Here is a 15,774-nt window from a genome sequence, read left to right on the forward strand (position 1 = left end):
TTATTCTATTAATAATATCTATAGTTCGTTTATGTTGCCTTATCCAAGTAATCACATAATCTCATATTAAATTATAACTTTATTTTATATCCCTACTACCAGGTTTTATATAAGGTATTAATTCTTTGCATAAAGGACAATCCTTTGGATCATAGTTATCTACCTGAAGCTTTATAGCACTGTATAGTGGCCTTTCATGTATCTTTCCATTGCTTCTATCCACTATGCAAGCAACAGCTACTACTTCTGCTCCGTATGATTTTATAACCTCTTCTGTTTCTTTAAAAGATTTCCCTGTAGTTACAACATCTTCTGAAATTATAACCTTTTGTCCTTTTTTTAATTCAAACCCTCTTTTTAGTGTCATCTTCCCATCTTGTCTTTCTGTGAAGATACATACCTTCCCAAGTTGCCTTGCTAATTCATAAGCTACAAGTATCCCCCCCATAGCAGGTCCAACAACAACATCAAATTCAATATCTTTTAGCTGTGTTGCTACATTTTCTAAAACCTTTTCTGCTTCTTTTGGATCTTCTAATACCTTAGCGCACTGGCAATATTTATTACTATGCATCCCCGATGATAATAAAAAGTGACCTTCTAATAAAGCTTTACTATTCTTTAATATATCTATAACCATAATAACAACTCCTTAAAATTATATTTGTGCTATGCCTCTTATTTCCGACAAATCCTTTATTCCTTCTTCTTTCATATACTTATGTATACCATTAACTACTTCTATTCCAACCCTTGGATTATAAAAATTTGCAGTTCCTATCTGAACTGCTGTAGCTCCTGCCATTATAAATTCAAGTGCGTCTTCTGTGGAAGCTATACCACCTATTCCAACTACGGGTATATTAACTTTAGAAGAGACTTCATAAACCATTCTTAGTGCTATAGGTTTAACTGCCGGACCAGATAATCCAGCAAATATGTTATTAAATACAGGTTTCTTTGATTTTATATCTATAGCCATACCCTTTAAGGTATTTATTAATGACAAACTGTCAGCTCCAGCCATGCAGCAATTATATGCCATATCTACAATATCCTCTGCATTAGGAGATAACTTTACCATTATCTTCTTTTTACTTATCTTTTTTATCCTAGATACTACATCATAAGCAACTTCAGATTTTATACCAAAGGCCATTCCACCCTCCTTTACATTAGGGCAAGATATGTTAAGTTCTATCATATCTATATCACTACTGTTTAAAATCTCTACTGCTCTTTCGTAGTCTTCTATAGATCCTCCACCTAAATTAGCTATTATATTTGTATTTAGTTTTTTCATTTTAGGAAGTTCACTTGTTATAAATTCTTCTACACCTATATTTTGTAGTCCTACACTGTTTAGCATACCTAAAGAAGTTTCATAGGATCTAACGCCTTCATTTCCTTCTTTAGGATTTAGAGTAAGCCCTTTAGTACATATACCTCCAAGCTTTCCTACATCATAAAAATCATTGTATTCTTGCCCAAATCCAAAGGTACCAGAGGCTGCTATAACAGGATTTTTAAATTCAATACCATTTATATTTATTTTCATAATACTCTCCCTTTAAAATTCTAAGGTTTCACCTAAGAAAATTGGTCCATCTTTACACGTTCTTTTATTTCCCTCTTTAGTTTTACATGTGCATACAAGGCAGGCTCCAACACCACAGGCCATATGACCTTCCATAGATATATAAGATTTAACCCCACATTCCTTGCAGCTTTGTGCAACCTTTTTCATCATAGGCAAGGGCCCACAACAAAATACTAAATCATAACTTTTATAATCTACAATATCTGTTATAAAGCCTTTATAGCCTTCTTTTCCACTATCCGTAGCTATATAAATCGTGTCAGCTGTATCTTTAAAGCTTTCCATGAAATAAGGTTCTTCTCTAAAACCAGAGTATAAATGAATGGTTTGTACATCCTTTGAATCTTTTAATCTTTTTATGAGCTCTTTCATTGGTGCTATTCCTATCCCTCCCGATATAACAGCTATCTTTCCTTTGGCTTCATTAGCTGGAAATCCATTTCCTAAAGGCCCAATTATGTTTATATATTCGCCCGTAGAGAGGGTACTAAAACTTTTAGTACCCTTTCCCACGACTTCATAAAGAAATTCTAATTTATTTGAATTAAAACTGCATATACTTATTGGTCTTGGTAAAAGGGTTTCCGTATCTTCTAGCTTTAACATATAAAACTTACCTGGAAGTAAATTTTCTGCATCTTCATTTAATTCAACACAAAGGCTAAATATATTATTATAAACTTCATCATTTTTTATTACCTTTACTTTCGTAAAATTAGCACTCATATATACCTCCATAAATTTAAATATTTAAAGCATTTTTTATTTCATCATTCATCCTCATTACTTCCTGTCTCGCATAAAACCCTACATCTTCTCCTTTATGCTCTTTATAAGCTAAAATTATCTTTCTAGAAGAGTTCACAACTCCTCCATTACCTTTATTTAAATAAATTGCTACATCTTCTACTCTTCCCCCTTGAGCACCATATCCAGGTATTAAAAAGAAGGTATTATTTAACTTTTCCCTTAAATCTTTTCCTTCTTCTATGTGAGTGCATCCTACAACAGCTCCTATTTGGCTATATCCTTTTTCACCTATATATTCCCTGCCCATACAAGATATCTTTTCGCCCATGATATCATATACTCTTTTTCCATTCTTTGATTCTATATACTGTATATCCTCGGCTCCCTTATTAGAGGTTCTAAGTAAAATAAAAACTCCTTTATCTCCTTTTTTTATATAAGGAAGGTAGGGTTCTATGCTATCCATTCCCATATAAGGATTTAAGGTTATAAAGTCACACTCTAAGTCTCCTTCAAAATGAGCTTTTGCATACATCTTTGCTGTATCTTTTATATCCCCTCTTTTTATATCACCTATAGCTAAAGAGTCTTTTTCTTTTATATATTTTACTGTCTTCGAGTATGCTCTTAAACCTTCTATACCTTGTGCCTCATAATAAGCTATCTGAAGTTTAAAGCAAGCCACCTTATCAAAGGTTGAATCTATTATCTCTTTATTAAAATTAAATATCATATCTTCATAATTTGTAAATTTTGCTTTTATTGATAGAGGTATATAATCTAAATTGGTATCTAAACCTACACAAGTATTCCCTCTTTCTTCAACCTTTTCGTAAAGCTTATCCATTATACTCATAATTATATATCTCCTTTATAAACAACTTTGCCACCTTTTATAGTTGCAAGTATTTTCCCATATCCTTTAAACCCTATAAAGGGAGTGTTGTTACTTTTTGAAATTATATCTTCCTCATATATTTCGCATTGTTTTTCTGTATCTACTAAAACAAAGTCTGCATCAAACCCTATGCTAACTTTCCCCTTATTAAACCCCATTATCCTAGCTGGATTATATGACATAATTTCTGATAACTTATTTATAGATATTCCCTCTTCTTTAACTAAAGTTGTGTAACATACATTAAAGGCACTTTCAAGCCCTATAAGCCCTGGGGATCCTTTTTCTTTATCCTTTTTGCTATGAGGTGCATGGTCTGTAGCTATTGCATCTACATATCCATTTTTAATAGCTTTTATCAAAAACTTTCTATCCTCCTCTTCTCTTAAAGGAGGATTTACTCTATAATTTGTTTTAGAAGTAAGGGCTATATGATGAGGTGTTACCTCGCAGGTTACCTTAGATCCTTCCTCCTTAGCTTCAATTATATATTTCATAGATTCTTTTGTACTAACATGTGCTAAGTGAAGCTTTACCCCCGTAAATTTAGCAAGTACTATATCTCTCCATGTCATAGTATTTTCAGCAAGCCTCATATCAATATCTGATAATTCTTGACTCTCAGCATGCGAAATCATTGTAATATCTTTATCTTTGCATACCCTCATGGCCTCAATCATAACTTTGCTATCAGATACACCTTTACCGTCATCACTTACAAATTTAATCTCATCATACTTTGTTATTTCTTTAAGACTATCAATGTTTTCACCCTTAATATCTTCTGTAATTGCCATACACTGATTTATGTCAATGATGTTTATTTCTTTAGCTTTATTTCTTATACTACTTAATACCTTTGTATTGCTGCAAACAGGATTTGTGTTTGCCATAAGATTTACTACTGTATATCCACCCTTCGCTGCTGCTTTACTTCCTGTATATAAATCTTCTTTATAGGTATACCCTGGATCTCTAAAATGACTATGAAGATCTATAAAAGACGGAAGTAATTTATATCCTTTTCCATCTATGATTTCGCATTCTTTATCTATATCTTTACCTATACTAGTTATTTTCCCTTCTTCTATATAAACATCTCCGAAAAAATTATCCTTATAATCTATTATATTTACGTTCTTTATAAGTAATTTCATTATTACTCCTCCTTTTTATATATCTTCAAGATTAGAAGCTTCGTCACAATAAGTACATCTATACTCACTATTTTTTCTATCTGATAAATAAAAGCTTTGAGGAATATAATTTTCTACAGAAGTTATACATCTTGGATTTTTGCATTTTATTATATTCTCAACATTTAGAGGTAATTGAAGTTTTAATTTTTTTACTATCTTTTCGTCCTCTATTATATCTATAGTTATTGAAGGATCTAAAATTCCAAGTACTGTGTAATCTATATCTAGCTCGTTTTCTATTTTTATCATATCTTTCCTATTAAGTTTAGAGCTTGGAGCATTCATAATTAAAGCCACGGTATAATTTGCATTATTTAAACCTAGATACTTAAATATTTTCATTCCAAGCCCAGCCTTTATGTGATCTATCACGATACCTTTTCTAATACTATTTATAGAAACCATATTAGTTCACCCCCAAAAGTTTAGCCATTAAAGCCATTCTTACATACATTCCATATTTAGCTTGCTCAAAATAACAAGCTCTTGGATCTTCATCTACTTCATAGGCTATTTCGTTAACTCTTGGTAAAGGATGCATAACTATCATATCTTCTTTAGATTTGTTCATTTTTTCTTTATTTAATATATAACTATCTTTAAGCTTTAAGTACTCATCTTCATTAAAGAATCTTTCTTTTTGAACTCTTGTCATATAAAGAATATCTAAATCTTTTATTACATCATCCATTTTTTCTATTTCTAGGTATTCTATATTATTCTTCTTTAATATTTCTTTACTTATATAATCTGGTATACTTAACTGTTTTGGAGATATTAATACGAATTTATTGTTTTTATATCTAGACATGGATTTTATTAGAGAATGTACTGTCCTTCCAAATTTTAAATCACCACAAATACCAATTACATTATTATCTAAGTTTCCTTTTATACTTTTTATGGTGAGTAAGTCTGTAAGTGTTTGAGTTGGATGTTGATGTCCTCCATCTCCTGCATTTATTACTGGAATAGGTGAGTACTGAGATGCGATTTTTGAAGATCCCTCTTTAGGGTGTCTAATGGCTGCTATATCGGCATAGCATCCTACAGTCCTTATAGTATCTGCAATACTTTCGCCCTTAGCTACAGAGCTAGAATTTGCTTCTGAAAAGCCTATAACCTGTCCTCCAAGTCTCAACATAGCGGCTTCAAAGCTAAATCTGGTTCTAGTGCTTGGCTCATAGAATAGATTTGCTAATATTTTACCTTTACAAATATCTGAATAATCATTTGGATTTAAAATAATTTTTTCACTTAGAATAAGTATTTCTTGAATTTCCTCTAGAGTAAAATCCATAGGGTCAATTAAGTGTCTTCCTTTTAACATAATCATCTCTCCTTTTAACATCACTGTGTTAATTTTAAAGGTTATATAATATTTAATTTTTGTAGGCCTTAACTTTCATCGCTATTGTTTTACATTTCTATAGATGCATTTATATAATTTAAATAAGTTATTATCTAAACAACTTAAACAAAAAATGCCTTCCTTAAAAAGGAAGGCATAACAATAACATAAATATTGTTATATTCATCTATATCTTCCTTACTGATTTCTCTGAATCAAATTAAAGGCTTACTATCTTATTTAGACTAACATCTGCAATTATAATTGTCAATATATTTTTATAAATTTAAAAACTTTTCGAATCTTTCTTCTACCTTTTCTTTACCCATTATTTGAATTATAGTGTGCAAATCAGGTGTATTTGTTCTATGTGTGAGCGCACTTCTTATAACTCCAGCAACATCTGAAACCATACCTTTATAGCTTTCTGGATCCTTTTTAAAAGTTTTTCTATCTCCTGCATAACCTAATTTTAAAGCTAGTGACTTTAGGTTTTCAAACCATACATTATTGTCTTCGTTTATATTAAATATTTTAATATATTCTTTAACTATACTTTTTGCTTCATCTAAGCTCATATTTTTAGGAAGTTCTACATCCTCTACCCCTTTAAGATAGAACAGTTCATCAAAGAAATAAAATATCTTTTCTTTAACATCACTCCACTTTTCAAAGTCTTTTCTTGGCTTTGTTCCTTCTTTATCTATATTAAAGACTTTTCTTAATTTATCTTCATACTTAACTGCAAGATCATAACTTTCTTTGTCAAATTCTTTTGCCCACTCTATATATAATTCATATACTTTGTCAGAGTTCATTTTAGCTATTATATTTTTACTTACATCATTTAGCTTAATTATATCAAATAAAGCTCCACTTTTGCTCATCTTCTCTAAAGATACTGGGAAGTCCTTATAACTTAGTTTAGGATTTTCTTCTCTCCATTGTTCGAAATTAGAATTTATTATATTCAAAAGATACTCAGTAACTGATTCTACAGGATACCCCTGCTCGTTGTAATAAGAAACAGCACTTTCTGGATCTTTTCTTTTGCTTAGTTTTCTTTTAGCATCTCCATCTTGTTTCATTATAGTTGGAATATGAGCAAACTTTGGAGCATCAAATCCCAAAACCTCAAATAATTGAACATGTATTGGTAATGATGATAGCCATTCCTCACCCCTTATTACATGAGTTGTCTTCATTAAATAATCGTCAATAGCATGTGCAAAATGATAAGTTGGAAGCCCATCTGACTTTATTATAACTATGTCCTGATTGTTTTCTGGGAAAGAAATATCTCCTTTTATTAAGTCATGAAATTCAACTCTATTTTCTATATCCCCTGGCGATTTTAATCTTAAAATAAAATTATCACCCTTTTCAATATGAGACTCAATGTCATCTAAAGATAAATTTCTACATTTTGCATACTCCCCATAATATCCTGGAGTAACCTTTATTGAAATTTGATTTTCTCTAACTTCGTTTAATTCTTCTTGAGTGCAAAAACATGGATATGCTAATCCTTTTTTAACTAAGTCTTTTGCAAAAGTTTGGTAAATTTCTTTTCTAAGGCTTTGTTTATAAGGACCATACTCGCCTATTTCTTTATCATCTCCTGTGACACCTTCATTAAAATTCATGCCAAAGTGTTTCATGGTTTCTATAGTGTCATAAATAGCTCCTTCAACCTCTCTTTTTTGATCAGTATCCTCTATTCTTAATATAAAAACCCCTTCACTTTGACTTGCTATTCTTTCATCTATAAGCGCTGCAAATACACCACCTATATGTTGAAATCCTGTAGGGCTTGGAGCATATCTAACTACCTTAGCTTCTTCTTTAATCTCTCTTTTTGGATAACGTTCTAAATAATATTTCGGCGTTTTCTCTATTTTAGGGAATAAAAGTTCTCCTAGTTCTTCATTACTCATGCTATTCATCCTTTCAAGTGTGTACTTTAAATGTACTATATGTTATTTTAAAAAATAAAACCTATCATCTTCTATTTAAGATGAAGGGCTATATTTCACAATATTAATTTATTGGTTATAATAACCTACTTACTTATTATTATAGCTTTATATTATCTTTATGTAAATATATTAAAGTCTTATTATAACAAGACTCTAATATGTAAATTATAATTATTCAAAGGTGTGACAAAATATCATGTATACTTTGTCACACCTTTGATTTAAATTTAATATTTAATCTAATATTAAACTTATAATATTATACAAATGAGCCCACCATTTCCTTCATTAATTATCTTTTGAAGTGTCCTTTGAATTTTGCTTTGGACATCTTCTGGCATCTTATATAATTTATTTTGAAGTCCTTCTTTTACTAATACTTCTAAGGACTTACCAAACATATTACTTTGCCACATTTTTGAAGGATCACTTTCAAATTGTTCTAATAAAGATTTTACTAAATCTTCACTCTCCTTTTCAGATCCCATAATAGGAGATATTTCTGTTTTAATATCAGCCTTAATAAAGTGCAAGGATGGTGCGCTAGCTTTTAATTTTACACCATACTTATTGCCCTGTTTTACTATTTCTGGCTCTTCGAACTTCATTTCAGCTAATTGAGGTGGTACAAGTCCATAGCCTGTTTCTTTTACATCTTTTAATGCCATAGATATTTTATCGTATTCAACCTTTGCTAGATGAAATTCTTTTATAACAGTTAAAAGTTCATCTTCCCCCTTTATACTAGAATCACATATTTCGCTAAGTATTTGATAAAATACTCCACCTTTAGGATTCATAGTAACCCTAGCTATACCTTCTCCCATATCCATTTCATCAATTAAAGCATTTTCTAGAAATTCCTCTTCTTTTATTCCATCTAAAGTTTTCTTTATATCTCTTACTTTATAAACATTTTTGCACATATCCTTTATTATGTTCAGGAAATTAATTTTAAGCCAGTGTGTGCCCTCAAGTTTTTCGATCCAATGAGGCATATCTATATTTATCTCTTTAATTGGGAACTCTTTTAGTACCTTTTGGAAAAGATTCATCATATCCTTTTCTTCCATATTCAATACATCTAATGTTTGGACGGGTACATCATATTTATCTTCTAACTCTTTCCTTAATGCTATAGTTTCTGGAGCATATTCTTTAGATGAGTTAAGAACAATTATAAATGGTCTATTCATATTTTTTAATTCTTCCACGACTCTTTCTTCTGCTTCTACATATTCCTCTCTTGTTATATCCGTTATACTTCCATCTGTAGTTATTAAAAGCCCTATAGTAGAATGCTCAGTAATAACTTTTTTTGTTCCTATTTCTGCTGCTTCTTCAAATGGTATTGCATAATCATACCAAGGTGTAGTAACCATCTTAGGCTCTTCTCCCTCTTTATAACCAAGTGCTCCTTTTACAATGTATCCAACACAATCAACCATTCTAACTTTAAATTTTATTCCATCTTCTAAGCTCATTTCTATAGCTTCATTTGGAACAAATTTTGGTTCTGTTGTATGAATACTCTTTCCAGAGGAGCTTTGTGGTAATTCATCCTTCGCTCTTTGTTTCTTATAGGCATTTTCGATTTTAGGAATTACCATGGTATCCATAAACCGTTTAATAAATGTTGATTTACCAGTTCTAACAGGACCTACAACTCCTACATATATATCCCCTTGGGTTCGTTCCGATATATCCTTGTATATGTTAAAATTATTCAATTTCTACCCTCCTAAACTATATGTTAACATTATATATATATTGATACTTTAATCACTTTATTACTTCTAACAAAAAAAAGAAGACTAATTTTAGTCTTCTTAATAAATTTCATCTTTTTTGTCCCTTTGCATTAATTCTTTAACCCCTTCTTCTGGGTCTTTGTTTTGAAAAAGAACCTTATATAGAGTATCGGTTATGGGCATAGATACATTTAGCTTTTCTTTTAATTCATAAAAAGCCTTGCAACTTTTTATGCCCTCTACTACCATACCTACACTTTCAATAGATTCATCCATAGTCTTTCCTTCACCTATTAGTATGCCAGCTCTCCTGTTTCTACTATGAAGAGAAGTACAGGTTACTATTAAGTCCCCCATGCCTGTAAGTCCAAAAAATGTTTCTTTTCTTCCTCCAAGGCATTTACCAATCTTAATTATCTCATTCATCCCTCTAGTCATTAAAGCAGCTTTTGCATTATCACCATATCCTATACCATCTGATATACCAGCTGCCAAAGCTATTATATTTTTTACAGCTCCGCCTATTTCTACACCAATTAAATCATCATTAGTGTAAACCCTAAGGCTTTGTGTAAAAAATAAGTCTTGAACAATCTTTGCTTTATCCATATCTTTTGAACTTACAACTACTGTTGTAGGTATATCTAAAGAAACTTCCTCTGCATGACTAGGTCCTGAAAATACTACAACTGGATTTTCTAATTCTTCTTCTATAACCTGTGATAATCTCTTGTAGCTTCCTTCTTCGATTCCCTTTGCAATGCTTATAACAATAGATTCTTTTGATATATATGGCTTTATAACTTTTGTTATCTCCCGTATAGCATGAGATGGTACTGCAAGGATTACAAATTCTGAATCTTTTAAAGCTAATGCAATATCTTCTGTTGCAAATATATTTTCAGGAAAATTTACATCCTTTAGATATTTATGATTATTTCTATTATTATTTATATCATCTATAACAGACTTCTTCCTATCCCAAAGGGTTATATCATGGTCCTTTTTAGCTAAAAGTATACTTAAGGCACTACCAAAACTTCCTCCGCCAAGAAAGGTTATTTTACTCATATTATTCCTTCTTCTCTCTAAATTCTAACTTAATTCCAGTACCTTCAAAATTAAATCCAGCTCTTAACTGATTCATTAGGTACCTTTCATAAGAAAAGTGTAATGTACTTTTATTGTTTACAAAAAATACAAATGTAGGCGGTTTTATACCAGTTTGAGTAACATAATATACTTTTAATCTCTTAAGTGCAACTACAGGTGGTTCTTTCATAAGTATTGCTCTATTTACAACTTCATTTAATAATCCTGTAGTTATTCTTCTAGAGTAATTATTATAACAATCCTTTGCCATAGCTAAAATCTTATGTGTTCTTTGTCCTGTAAGTGCTGAAATAAATAGATATGGCGCATAACTTAAAAATGATAGCTTTATAGCTATTTCCTTTTTAAATTTTTCCATAGTTTTGTCATCTTTTTCTATTAAGTCCCATTTGTTAACTACTATCATTACAGCCTTATTAAGCTCATGAGCATATCCTATAATCTTTTCATCTTGATCAGTAACACCATCTTGTGCATCTATCATAAGTATACACACATCTGATCTTTCTATAGATGTTAGAGTTCTTATAACACTATATCTTTCAATTTCCTTTTTAACTTTACTCTTTCTTCTAAGTCCTGCTGTATCTACTAATATAAATTTTCCTAAGTCATTTTCTAAGTAACTATCTATAGAGTCTCTTGTAGTTCCAGGAATATCACTTACAATTACTCTATCCTCACCTAAAAGTTTATTAATTAATGAAGACTTACCTACATTAGGTTTCCCTACCATAGCTATCCTAATGTATTCATCATCATTCTCTTCATAATCACTATCTTTAAAGTGTTCTACTACAGTATCAAGCATATCTCCAAGACCTAATCCTTGAGTAGCTGATATAGTTATAGGATCACCTATTCCTAAATTATAAAATTCAAAAGCATTATTTTCATCTTTAAGTGAATCTACCTTATTTACTACAAGCACTACAGGCTTTTTACTAGTTCTAAGCATATGTGCTACTTCATGGTCTGCTGGTGTAAGCCCCTCTTTACCATCTACTATAAATATTATTACAGTAGCAGTTTCAATAGCAATTTGTGCTTGCCTTCTCATTTGAGCAATTATAATATCATCATTTTGTGGCTCTATACCACCTGTGTCTATCATTGTGAAATTATACCTTAACCATTCAGCCTCTGCGTATATTCTATCTCGTGTTACTCCTGGAGTGTCTTCTACTATTGAAATTCTTTTACCTGCTAATTTATTAAACAAAGTGGATTTACCTACATTGGGTCTACCTACTATTGCAACTACTGGTTTTGCCATATTTGTTCCTCCTTACAATTACTGTTTATTATATCTATCAAGTCTTCGCCTGTATAATCACAAACTAGTACTTCCTTGCCTAGTTCACTTTTCATTTTATCTAAAGTTACATCATCTAAAAATACTTCTTCGCCGCTTCTTAACATATTTTTAGGTATAATTATGAATTCACCTAATTGTTTTTCTCTTAAATTATCTATTATATCTTTTCCTGTTAGTAATCCTGCTACTGTTATAGTTTCTCCAAAAGCCTTATTAATAGTCTTTTCTACCTTTATATCAATTTTAGGATTACTTTCCATGATATTTTTTGATGCCATTAATATCTCTTCATAGGCAGAGACCCCCGTAACCATAGTAAAACTACCTGTGCTATATTTATTTAACTTGTGTAAATCTTTTTTTATTGTATCTCTAAAGAATCTTATCATTCCAATACCATCTTCTAATTGTTTAAATCCCCTATAAAACTCATCTTCTGGAATTTCTATACCTGCTGTTATATAAAATTCATCAGATAATCGTACAAAAGGTTCATGAATTTCACCTTCATATATATCTTGAAGTTTTCTAACACTTTTTATTTCTTCTGTAGCTAATGCTTTATTATACAACTTTAATGGGAATAATCCTTCTCTATGCATAGTAACTCCAACTGGTACTACAGCCACATTTTCGATATAAGGATGAAGTTTATAAAGATCTTGAATCGTATTTATTAATTCTTTTCCATTATTAACTTCAGGACAACTAACTATTTGACAGTTCATTTGTATTCCTGCCGCAGCTAGTTTTTTTAGTTTATCATATATATCTCCTGCAAACCTATTATTTAGCATTCTTTTTCTTAACTCCCCATTAGTTGTATGTACAGATATATTAATAGGACTAATTCTATATCTTATAATTCTATCTATATCATCATCTTTCATATTGGTTAGGGTTACAAAATTCCCTTGTAAAAAGGAAAGTCTTGAATCATCATCTTTAAAGTAAAGTGATTTACGCATTCCTTTTGGAAGTTGATCTATAAAACAAAATATGCACTTATTACTACAACTTCTAGCATCATCCATTATGGCATCTTCAAATTCTATTCCTAGTTTCTCATCATAGTCCTTTTCTATCTCTAGAATCCACCGTTCTTTATCGGACTTCTCTATCTCCACCTCTACATATTCATCTGCCATAAGAAATCTATAATCTATTATATCTTTTATTTGATTTCCATTGATACTAATTATTTTATCTCCAACCTCTATACCTAACTCTTCTGCTATACTGTCTTTAAATACTTCGCATATTTTTGTATTCATATTCCCACTCCCATATTTATTGCTATCAATTAGTTATATTACATTAATTGGCCTTTATAGTCAATAAAATAAGAGAAGATGAAAAAGCATTTTTACATCTTCTCTTAAAATATAAATTACTTTAATCTACTCTCTTAAGTATAAATCTAAATTAATATTCCATTATACATTATACAGCTTATTGTAACTTTTATCTACATATTATTTTTTAGTATTTATTAATCGTTTAAATCCACAGTCTCGCCTGTAACTAAATATATGGTCCATTCACATATATTGGTTACATGATCTGCTATTCTTTCTAGAAATTTAAATACAAATAAAAACTGAGTAGCTTGTTTTGCATTGCTTTTATCTTCTATTATATACTTTAAAAGCTCTGTAAATGAATGCTCGTATATATCATCTATCTCATCATCCATCTTACATACATCATAAGCTTTGGATGAATCAGCATTTATATATGCATCTAGTGAATCTCTTATCATTTGTTGAATAATTAAAGACATTCTTGGTATATCTGTTAGCTCTCTTATATATTTTTCATCTTTTAATCTTATAACAATTTTTGCAATGTCTACAGCATGATCCGCCATCCGTTCTAAATCTGTTACTATCTTTATAGTTGTAAATACATTTCTAAGGTCTTTAGCTAAAGGTTGTTGCATTGCTATAAGTTTTATACACTTATCTTCTATTTCTCTTTCAAGATCATCAACTAAATCATCTTGTTTTATAACTTGAATAGAAAGACTTTCATCTTGCTCTTCAAGAGCTTTTATAGATAGGTGTATTTGTTTTTCTACAATGCTTCCCATTCTTAAGACTTCCCTGTGAAGATTTTTTAAATCCGTATCAAAAGATCTTCTTGTCATGATATCACCTCATTTTAAATTTAACCAAATCTACCTGTTATATAATCTTCTGTTCTTTTATCTAAAGGTCTATGAAATATCTCTTCTGTTTTTCCATATTCAATAACTTCTCCTGTTAGAAAAAATGCGGTATTATCTGATATTCTTCCTGCTTGCTGCATATTATGTGTAACTATAATCACTGTATATTGCTTTTTTAATGTATCCATTAATTCTTCTATCTTCAACGTAGATATTGGGTCTAAAGCAGATGTAGGTTCATCCATAAGAATTACTTCTGGCTCTACGGCTAGGGTTCTTGCTATACACAGTCTTTGTTGTTGTCCTCCTGAAAGTCCCATGGCATTCTTTTTTAATCTATCTTTTACCTCCTCCCAAAGCACAGCTTCTTTTAAGCTATTTTCTACTATTTCATCAAGCTTTGCCTTGTTTTTTATTCCATGTATTCTAGGCCCATAAGCTACATTATCATAAACCGACATAACAAATGGATTTGGCTTTTGAAATACTATCCCTATTCTCTTTCTAAGTTCAATCACATCATAGTCATCATATATATTTTTACCTTCAAATAAAACCTGCCCTTTTATTTTTACTGAATCAATTAAGTCATTCATTCTATTTATAGTTCTTAAAAATGTAGATTTACCACAGCCTGAAGGTCCAATGAGGGCTGTAACTGTATTTTTGTCTATATTTAAATTTATCTTTTTTAAGGCCTGTGAATTTCCATAGTATAGGTCAAGATCTTTTGTTTGAATTATGCTCATTACAATTCCCCCTATATCTTTCCAGTGTAAGATTCATGTAGCTTTTTACCTAATATTCTAGCCGTAAAATTAAATAACAATATCATTATTACTAAAACTGCTGATGCTCCATTAGCAACCTTTGTAGCATCTGGTAGCATACCTTCTGAATTTATCTTCCAAATATAAACTGCCAGTGTTTCTGTAGAACGCGTAATAGCAAAAGGAGATGCCTTATCTATAAAACTTATATTACTAAAATTTAATGGGCTTGCACTCATCCCTGCTGTATATATAAGCGCCGCTGCTTCTCCAAATATTCTTCCAGAAGCTAAGATTATTCCAGTAAGAATTTGTGGCATAGCCATTGGTAAAATCACCTTCTTTATTGTCTGCCATTTAGTAGCGCCAAGACCTAAGCTAGATTCTTTTACTCCTAACGAGGCCACCCTTATAGCATTTTCACATACCCTTGTCATAGATGACAAATTAAGTATGGTTATGGCTAAAGCTCCTGCTATAAGTGAGTATCCCCATTTGGCCATTTGTACAAAAACTACAAGTCCAAATAATCCTACTACTATTGACGGTAGTGCAGCCATTGTTTCAATAGATAGTCTTATTATATTCAATACTTTACCTTTTCTTGCATATTCAGCAAGATATATCCCAGCTCCTACACCTATTGGAATAGTAATAATTAATGTTATAACTAAAAGATAAAAGGAATTAAACAATTGTGGGCCTATTCCTCCTCCTGCTTCAGTAAACTTTGGATTCCCAAATATAAAAGATGATGTAAGGGAACTTCCACCTTTTATTAATATATATGAAATAAATGCTACTAACAGCAATATTACAAATCCTGAAATTACATATAATATTATAGTGGCTATCTTGTCCTTAGTCTTTTCCAT

Annotated in this window: 15 protein-coding genes; all 15 read right to left on the reverse strand. The window is 30.8% G+C overall.

The window, feature by feature from the left end; translation table 11 throughout:
- Positions 1-79: 79 nt before the first annotated feature.
- The gene (gene pyrE / locus BV55_RS0113390; protein WP_029453316.1) at positions 80-640 is read right to left on the reverse strand and encodes an orotate phosphoribosyltransferase; all 561 of its coding nucleotides are present in this window, start codon (positions 638-640) and stop codon (positions 80-82) included.
- 18 nt (positions 641-658) lie between these two features.
- Positions 659-1,561: a dihydroorotate dehydrogenase gene (locus BV55_RS0113395; protein ID WP_029453317.1), complete on the reverse strand. Its 903-nt coding sequence runs from the start codon at positions 1,559-1,561 to the stop codon at positions 659-661.
- A gap of 9 nt (positions 1,562-1,570) precedes the next feature.
- Positions 1,571-2,326: a dihydroorotate dehydrogenase electron transfer subunit gene (locus BV55_RS0113400; RefSeq protein WP_029453318.1), complete on the reverse strand. Its 756-nt coding sequence runs from the start codon at positions 2,324-2,326 to the stop codon at positions 1,571-1,573.
- A gap of 16 nt (positions 2,327-2,342) precedes the next feature.
- The gene (gene pyrF / locus BV55_RS0113405) at positions 2,343-3,206 is read right to left on the reverse strand and encodes an orotidine-5'-phosphate decarboxylase (protein ID WP_029453319.1); all 864 of its coding nucleotides are present in this window, start codon (positions 3,204-3,206) and stop codon (positions 2,343-2,345) included.
- A gap of 2 nt (positions 3,207-3,208) precedes the next feature.
- Complete coding sequence (locus tag BV55_RS0113410; protein WP_029453320.1) at positions 3,209-4,405, reverse strand: dihydroorotase; 1,197 nt, start codon at positions 4,403-4,405, stop codon at positions 3,209-3,211.
- 15 nt (positions 4,406-4,420) lie between these two features.
- Positions 4,421-4,852, reverse strand: a complete 432-nt coding sequence (locus BV55_RS0113415) for an aspartate carbamoyltransferase regulatory subunit (RefSeq protein WP_029453321.1) — start codon at positions 4,850-4,852, stop codon at positions 4,421-4,423.
- A 1-nt stretch (position 4,853) separates the two neighbouring features.
- Complete coding sequence (gene pyrB / locus BV55_RS0113420) at positions 4,854-5,777, reverse strand: aspartate carbamoyltransferase (protein WP_029453322.1); 924 nt, start codon at positions 5,775-5,777, stop codon at positions 4,854-4,856.
- A gap of 299 nt (positions 5,778-6,076) precedes the next feature.
- On the reverse strand, positions 6,077-7,735 hold the full coding sequence (gene gltX / locus BV55_RS0113425; RefSeq protein ID WP_029453323.1) for a glutamate--tRNA ligase: 1,659 nt from the start codon (positions 7,733-7,735) through the stop codon (positions 6,077-6,079).
- Positions 7,736-8,028: 293 nt separating this feature from the next.
- On the reverse strand, positions 8,029-9,507 hold the full coding sequence (spoIVA, locus tag BV55_RS0113430; protein ID WP_029453324.1) for a stage IV sporulation protein A: 1,479 nt from the start codon (positions 9,505-9,507) through the stop codon (positions 8,029-8,031).
- 99 nt (positions 9,508-9,606) lie between these two features.
- The gene (locus BV55_RS0113440) at positions 9,607-10,599 is read right to left on the reverse strand and encodes an NAD(P)H-dependent glycerol-3-phosphate dehydrogenase (RefSeq protein WP_029453325.1); all 993 of its coding nucleotides are present in this window, start codon (positions 10,597-10,599) and stop codon (positions 9,607-9,609) included.
- A 1-nt stretch (position 10,600) separates the two neighbouring features.
- Positions 10,601-11,917: a ribosome biogenesis GTPase Der gene (der, locus tag BV55_RS0113445; RefSeq protein ID WP_029453326.1), complete on the reverse strand. Its 1,317-nt coding sequence runs from the start codon at positions 11,915-11,917 to the stop codon at positions 10,601-10,603.
- The gene (locus BV55_RS0113450) at positions 11,902-13,233 is read right to left on the reverse strand and encodes a DUF512 domain-containing protein (RefSeq protein WP_029453327.1); all 1,332 of its coding nucleotides are present in this window, start codon (positions 13,231-13,233) and stop codon (positions 11,902-11,904) included. Before BV55_RS0113450 ends, der begins: the two co-directional genes overlap by 16 nt.
- A 218-nt stretch (positions 13,234-13,451) precedes the next feature.
- Positions 13,452-14,108, reverse strand: coding sequence for a phosphate signaling complex protein PhoU (gene phoU, locus BV55_RS0113455; RefSeq protein WP_029453328.1), 657 nt, complete (start codon positions 14,106-14,108; stop codon positions 13,452-13,454).
- Positions 14,109-14,128: 20 nt separating this feature from the next.
- Positions 14,129-14,878: a phosphate ABC transporter ATP-binding protein PstB gene (pstB, locus tag BV55_RS0113460; protein WP_029453329.1), complete on the reverse strand. Its 750-nt coding sequence runs from the start codon at positions 14,876-14,878 to the stop codon at positions 14,129-14,131.
- A gap of 11 nt (positions 14,879-14,889) precedes the next feature.
- Positions 14,890-15,774, reverse strand: coding sequence for a phosphate ABC transporter permease PstA (pstA, locus tag BV55_RS0113465; protein ID WP_029453330.1), 885 nt, complete (start codon positions 15,772-15,774; stop codon positions 14,890-14,892).

The sequence above is a fragment of the Clostridium algidicarnis genome, assembly GCF_000703125.1.
GTDB lineage: Bacteria > Bacillota > Clostridia > Clostridiales > Clostridiaceae > Clostridium_L > Clostridium_L algidicarnis.

Bases quoted from the DNA above. Each gene is read 5' to 3' on its own strand.
- pstB (WP_029453329.1), bottom strand. From the start codon at position 14,878: ATGAGCATAATTCAAACAAAAGATCTTGACCTATACTATGGAAATTCA.
- gltX (WP_029453323.1), bottom strand. From the start codon at position 7,735: ATGAGTAATGAAGAACTAGGAGAACTTTTATTCCCTAAAATAGAGAAA.
- pyrE (WP_029453316.1), bottom strand. From the start codon at position 640: ATGGTTATAGATATATTAAAGAATAGTAAAGCTTTATTAGAAGGTCAC.
- pyrF (WP_029453319.1), bottom strand. From the start codon at position 3,206: ATGAGTATAATGGATAAGCTTTACGAAAAGGTTGAAGAAAGAGGGAAT.
- BV55_RS0113450 (WP_029453327.1), bottom strand. From the start codon at position 13,233: ATGAATACAAAAATATGCGAAGTATTTAAAGACAGTATAGCAGAAGAG.
- BV55_RS0113415 (WP_029453321.1), bottom strand. From the start codon at position 4,852: ATGGTTTCTATAAATAGTATTAGAAAAGGTATCGTGATAGATCACATA.
- BV55_RS0113440 (WP_029453325.1), bottom strand. From the start codon at position 10,599: ATGAGTAAAATAACCTTTCTTGGCGGAGGAAGTTTTGGTAGTGCCTTA.
- pyrB (WP_029453322.1), bottom strand. From the start codon at position 5,777: ATGTTAAAAGGAAGACACTTAATTGACCCTATGGATTTTACTCTAGAG.
- pstA (WP_029453330.1), bottom strand. From the start codon at position 15,774: ATGGAAAAGACTAAGGACAAGATAGCCACTATAATATTATATGTAATT.
- phoU (WP_029453328.1), bottom strand. From the start codon at position 14,108: ATGACAAGAAGATCTTTTGATACGGATTTAAAAAATCTTCACAGGGAA.
- BV55_RS0113400 (WP_029453318.1), bottom strand. From the start codon at position 2,326: ATGAGTGCTAATTTTACGAAAGTAAAGGTAATAAAAAATGATGAAGTT.
- BV55_RS0113410 (WP_029453320.1), bottom strand. From the start codon at position 4,405: ATGAAATTACTTATAAAGAACGTAAATATAATAGATTATAAGGATAAT.
- der (WP_029453326.1), bottom strand. From the start codon at position 11,917: ATGGCAAAACCAGTAGTTGCAATAGTAGGTAGACCCAATGTAGGTAAA.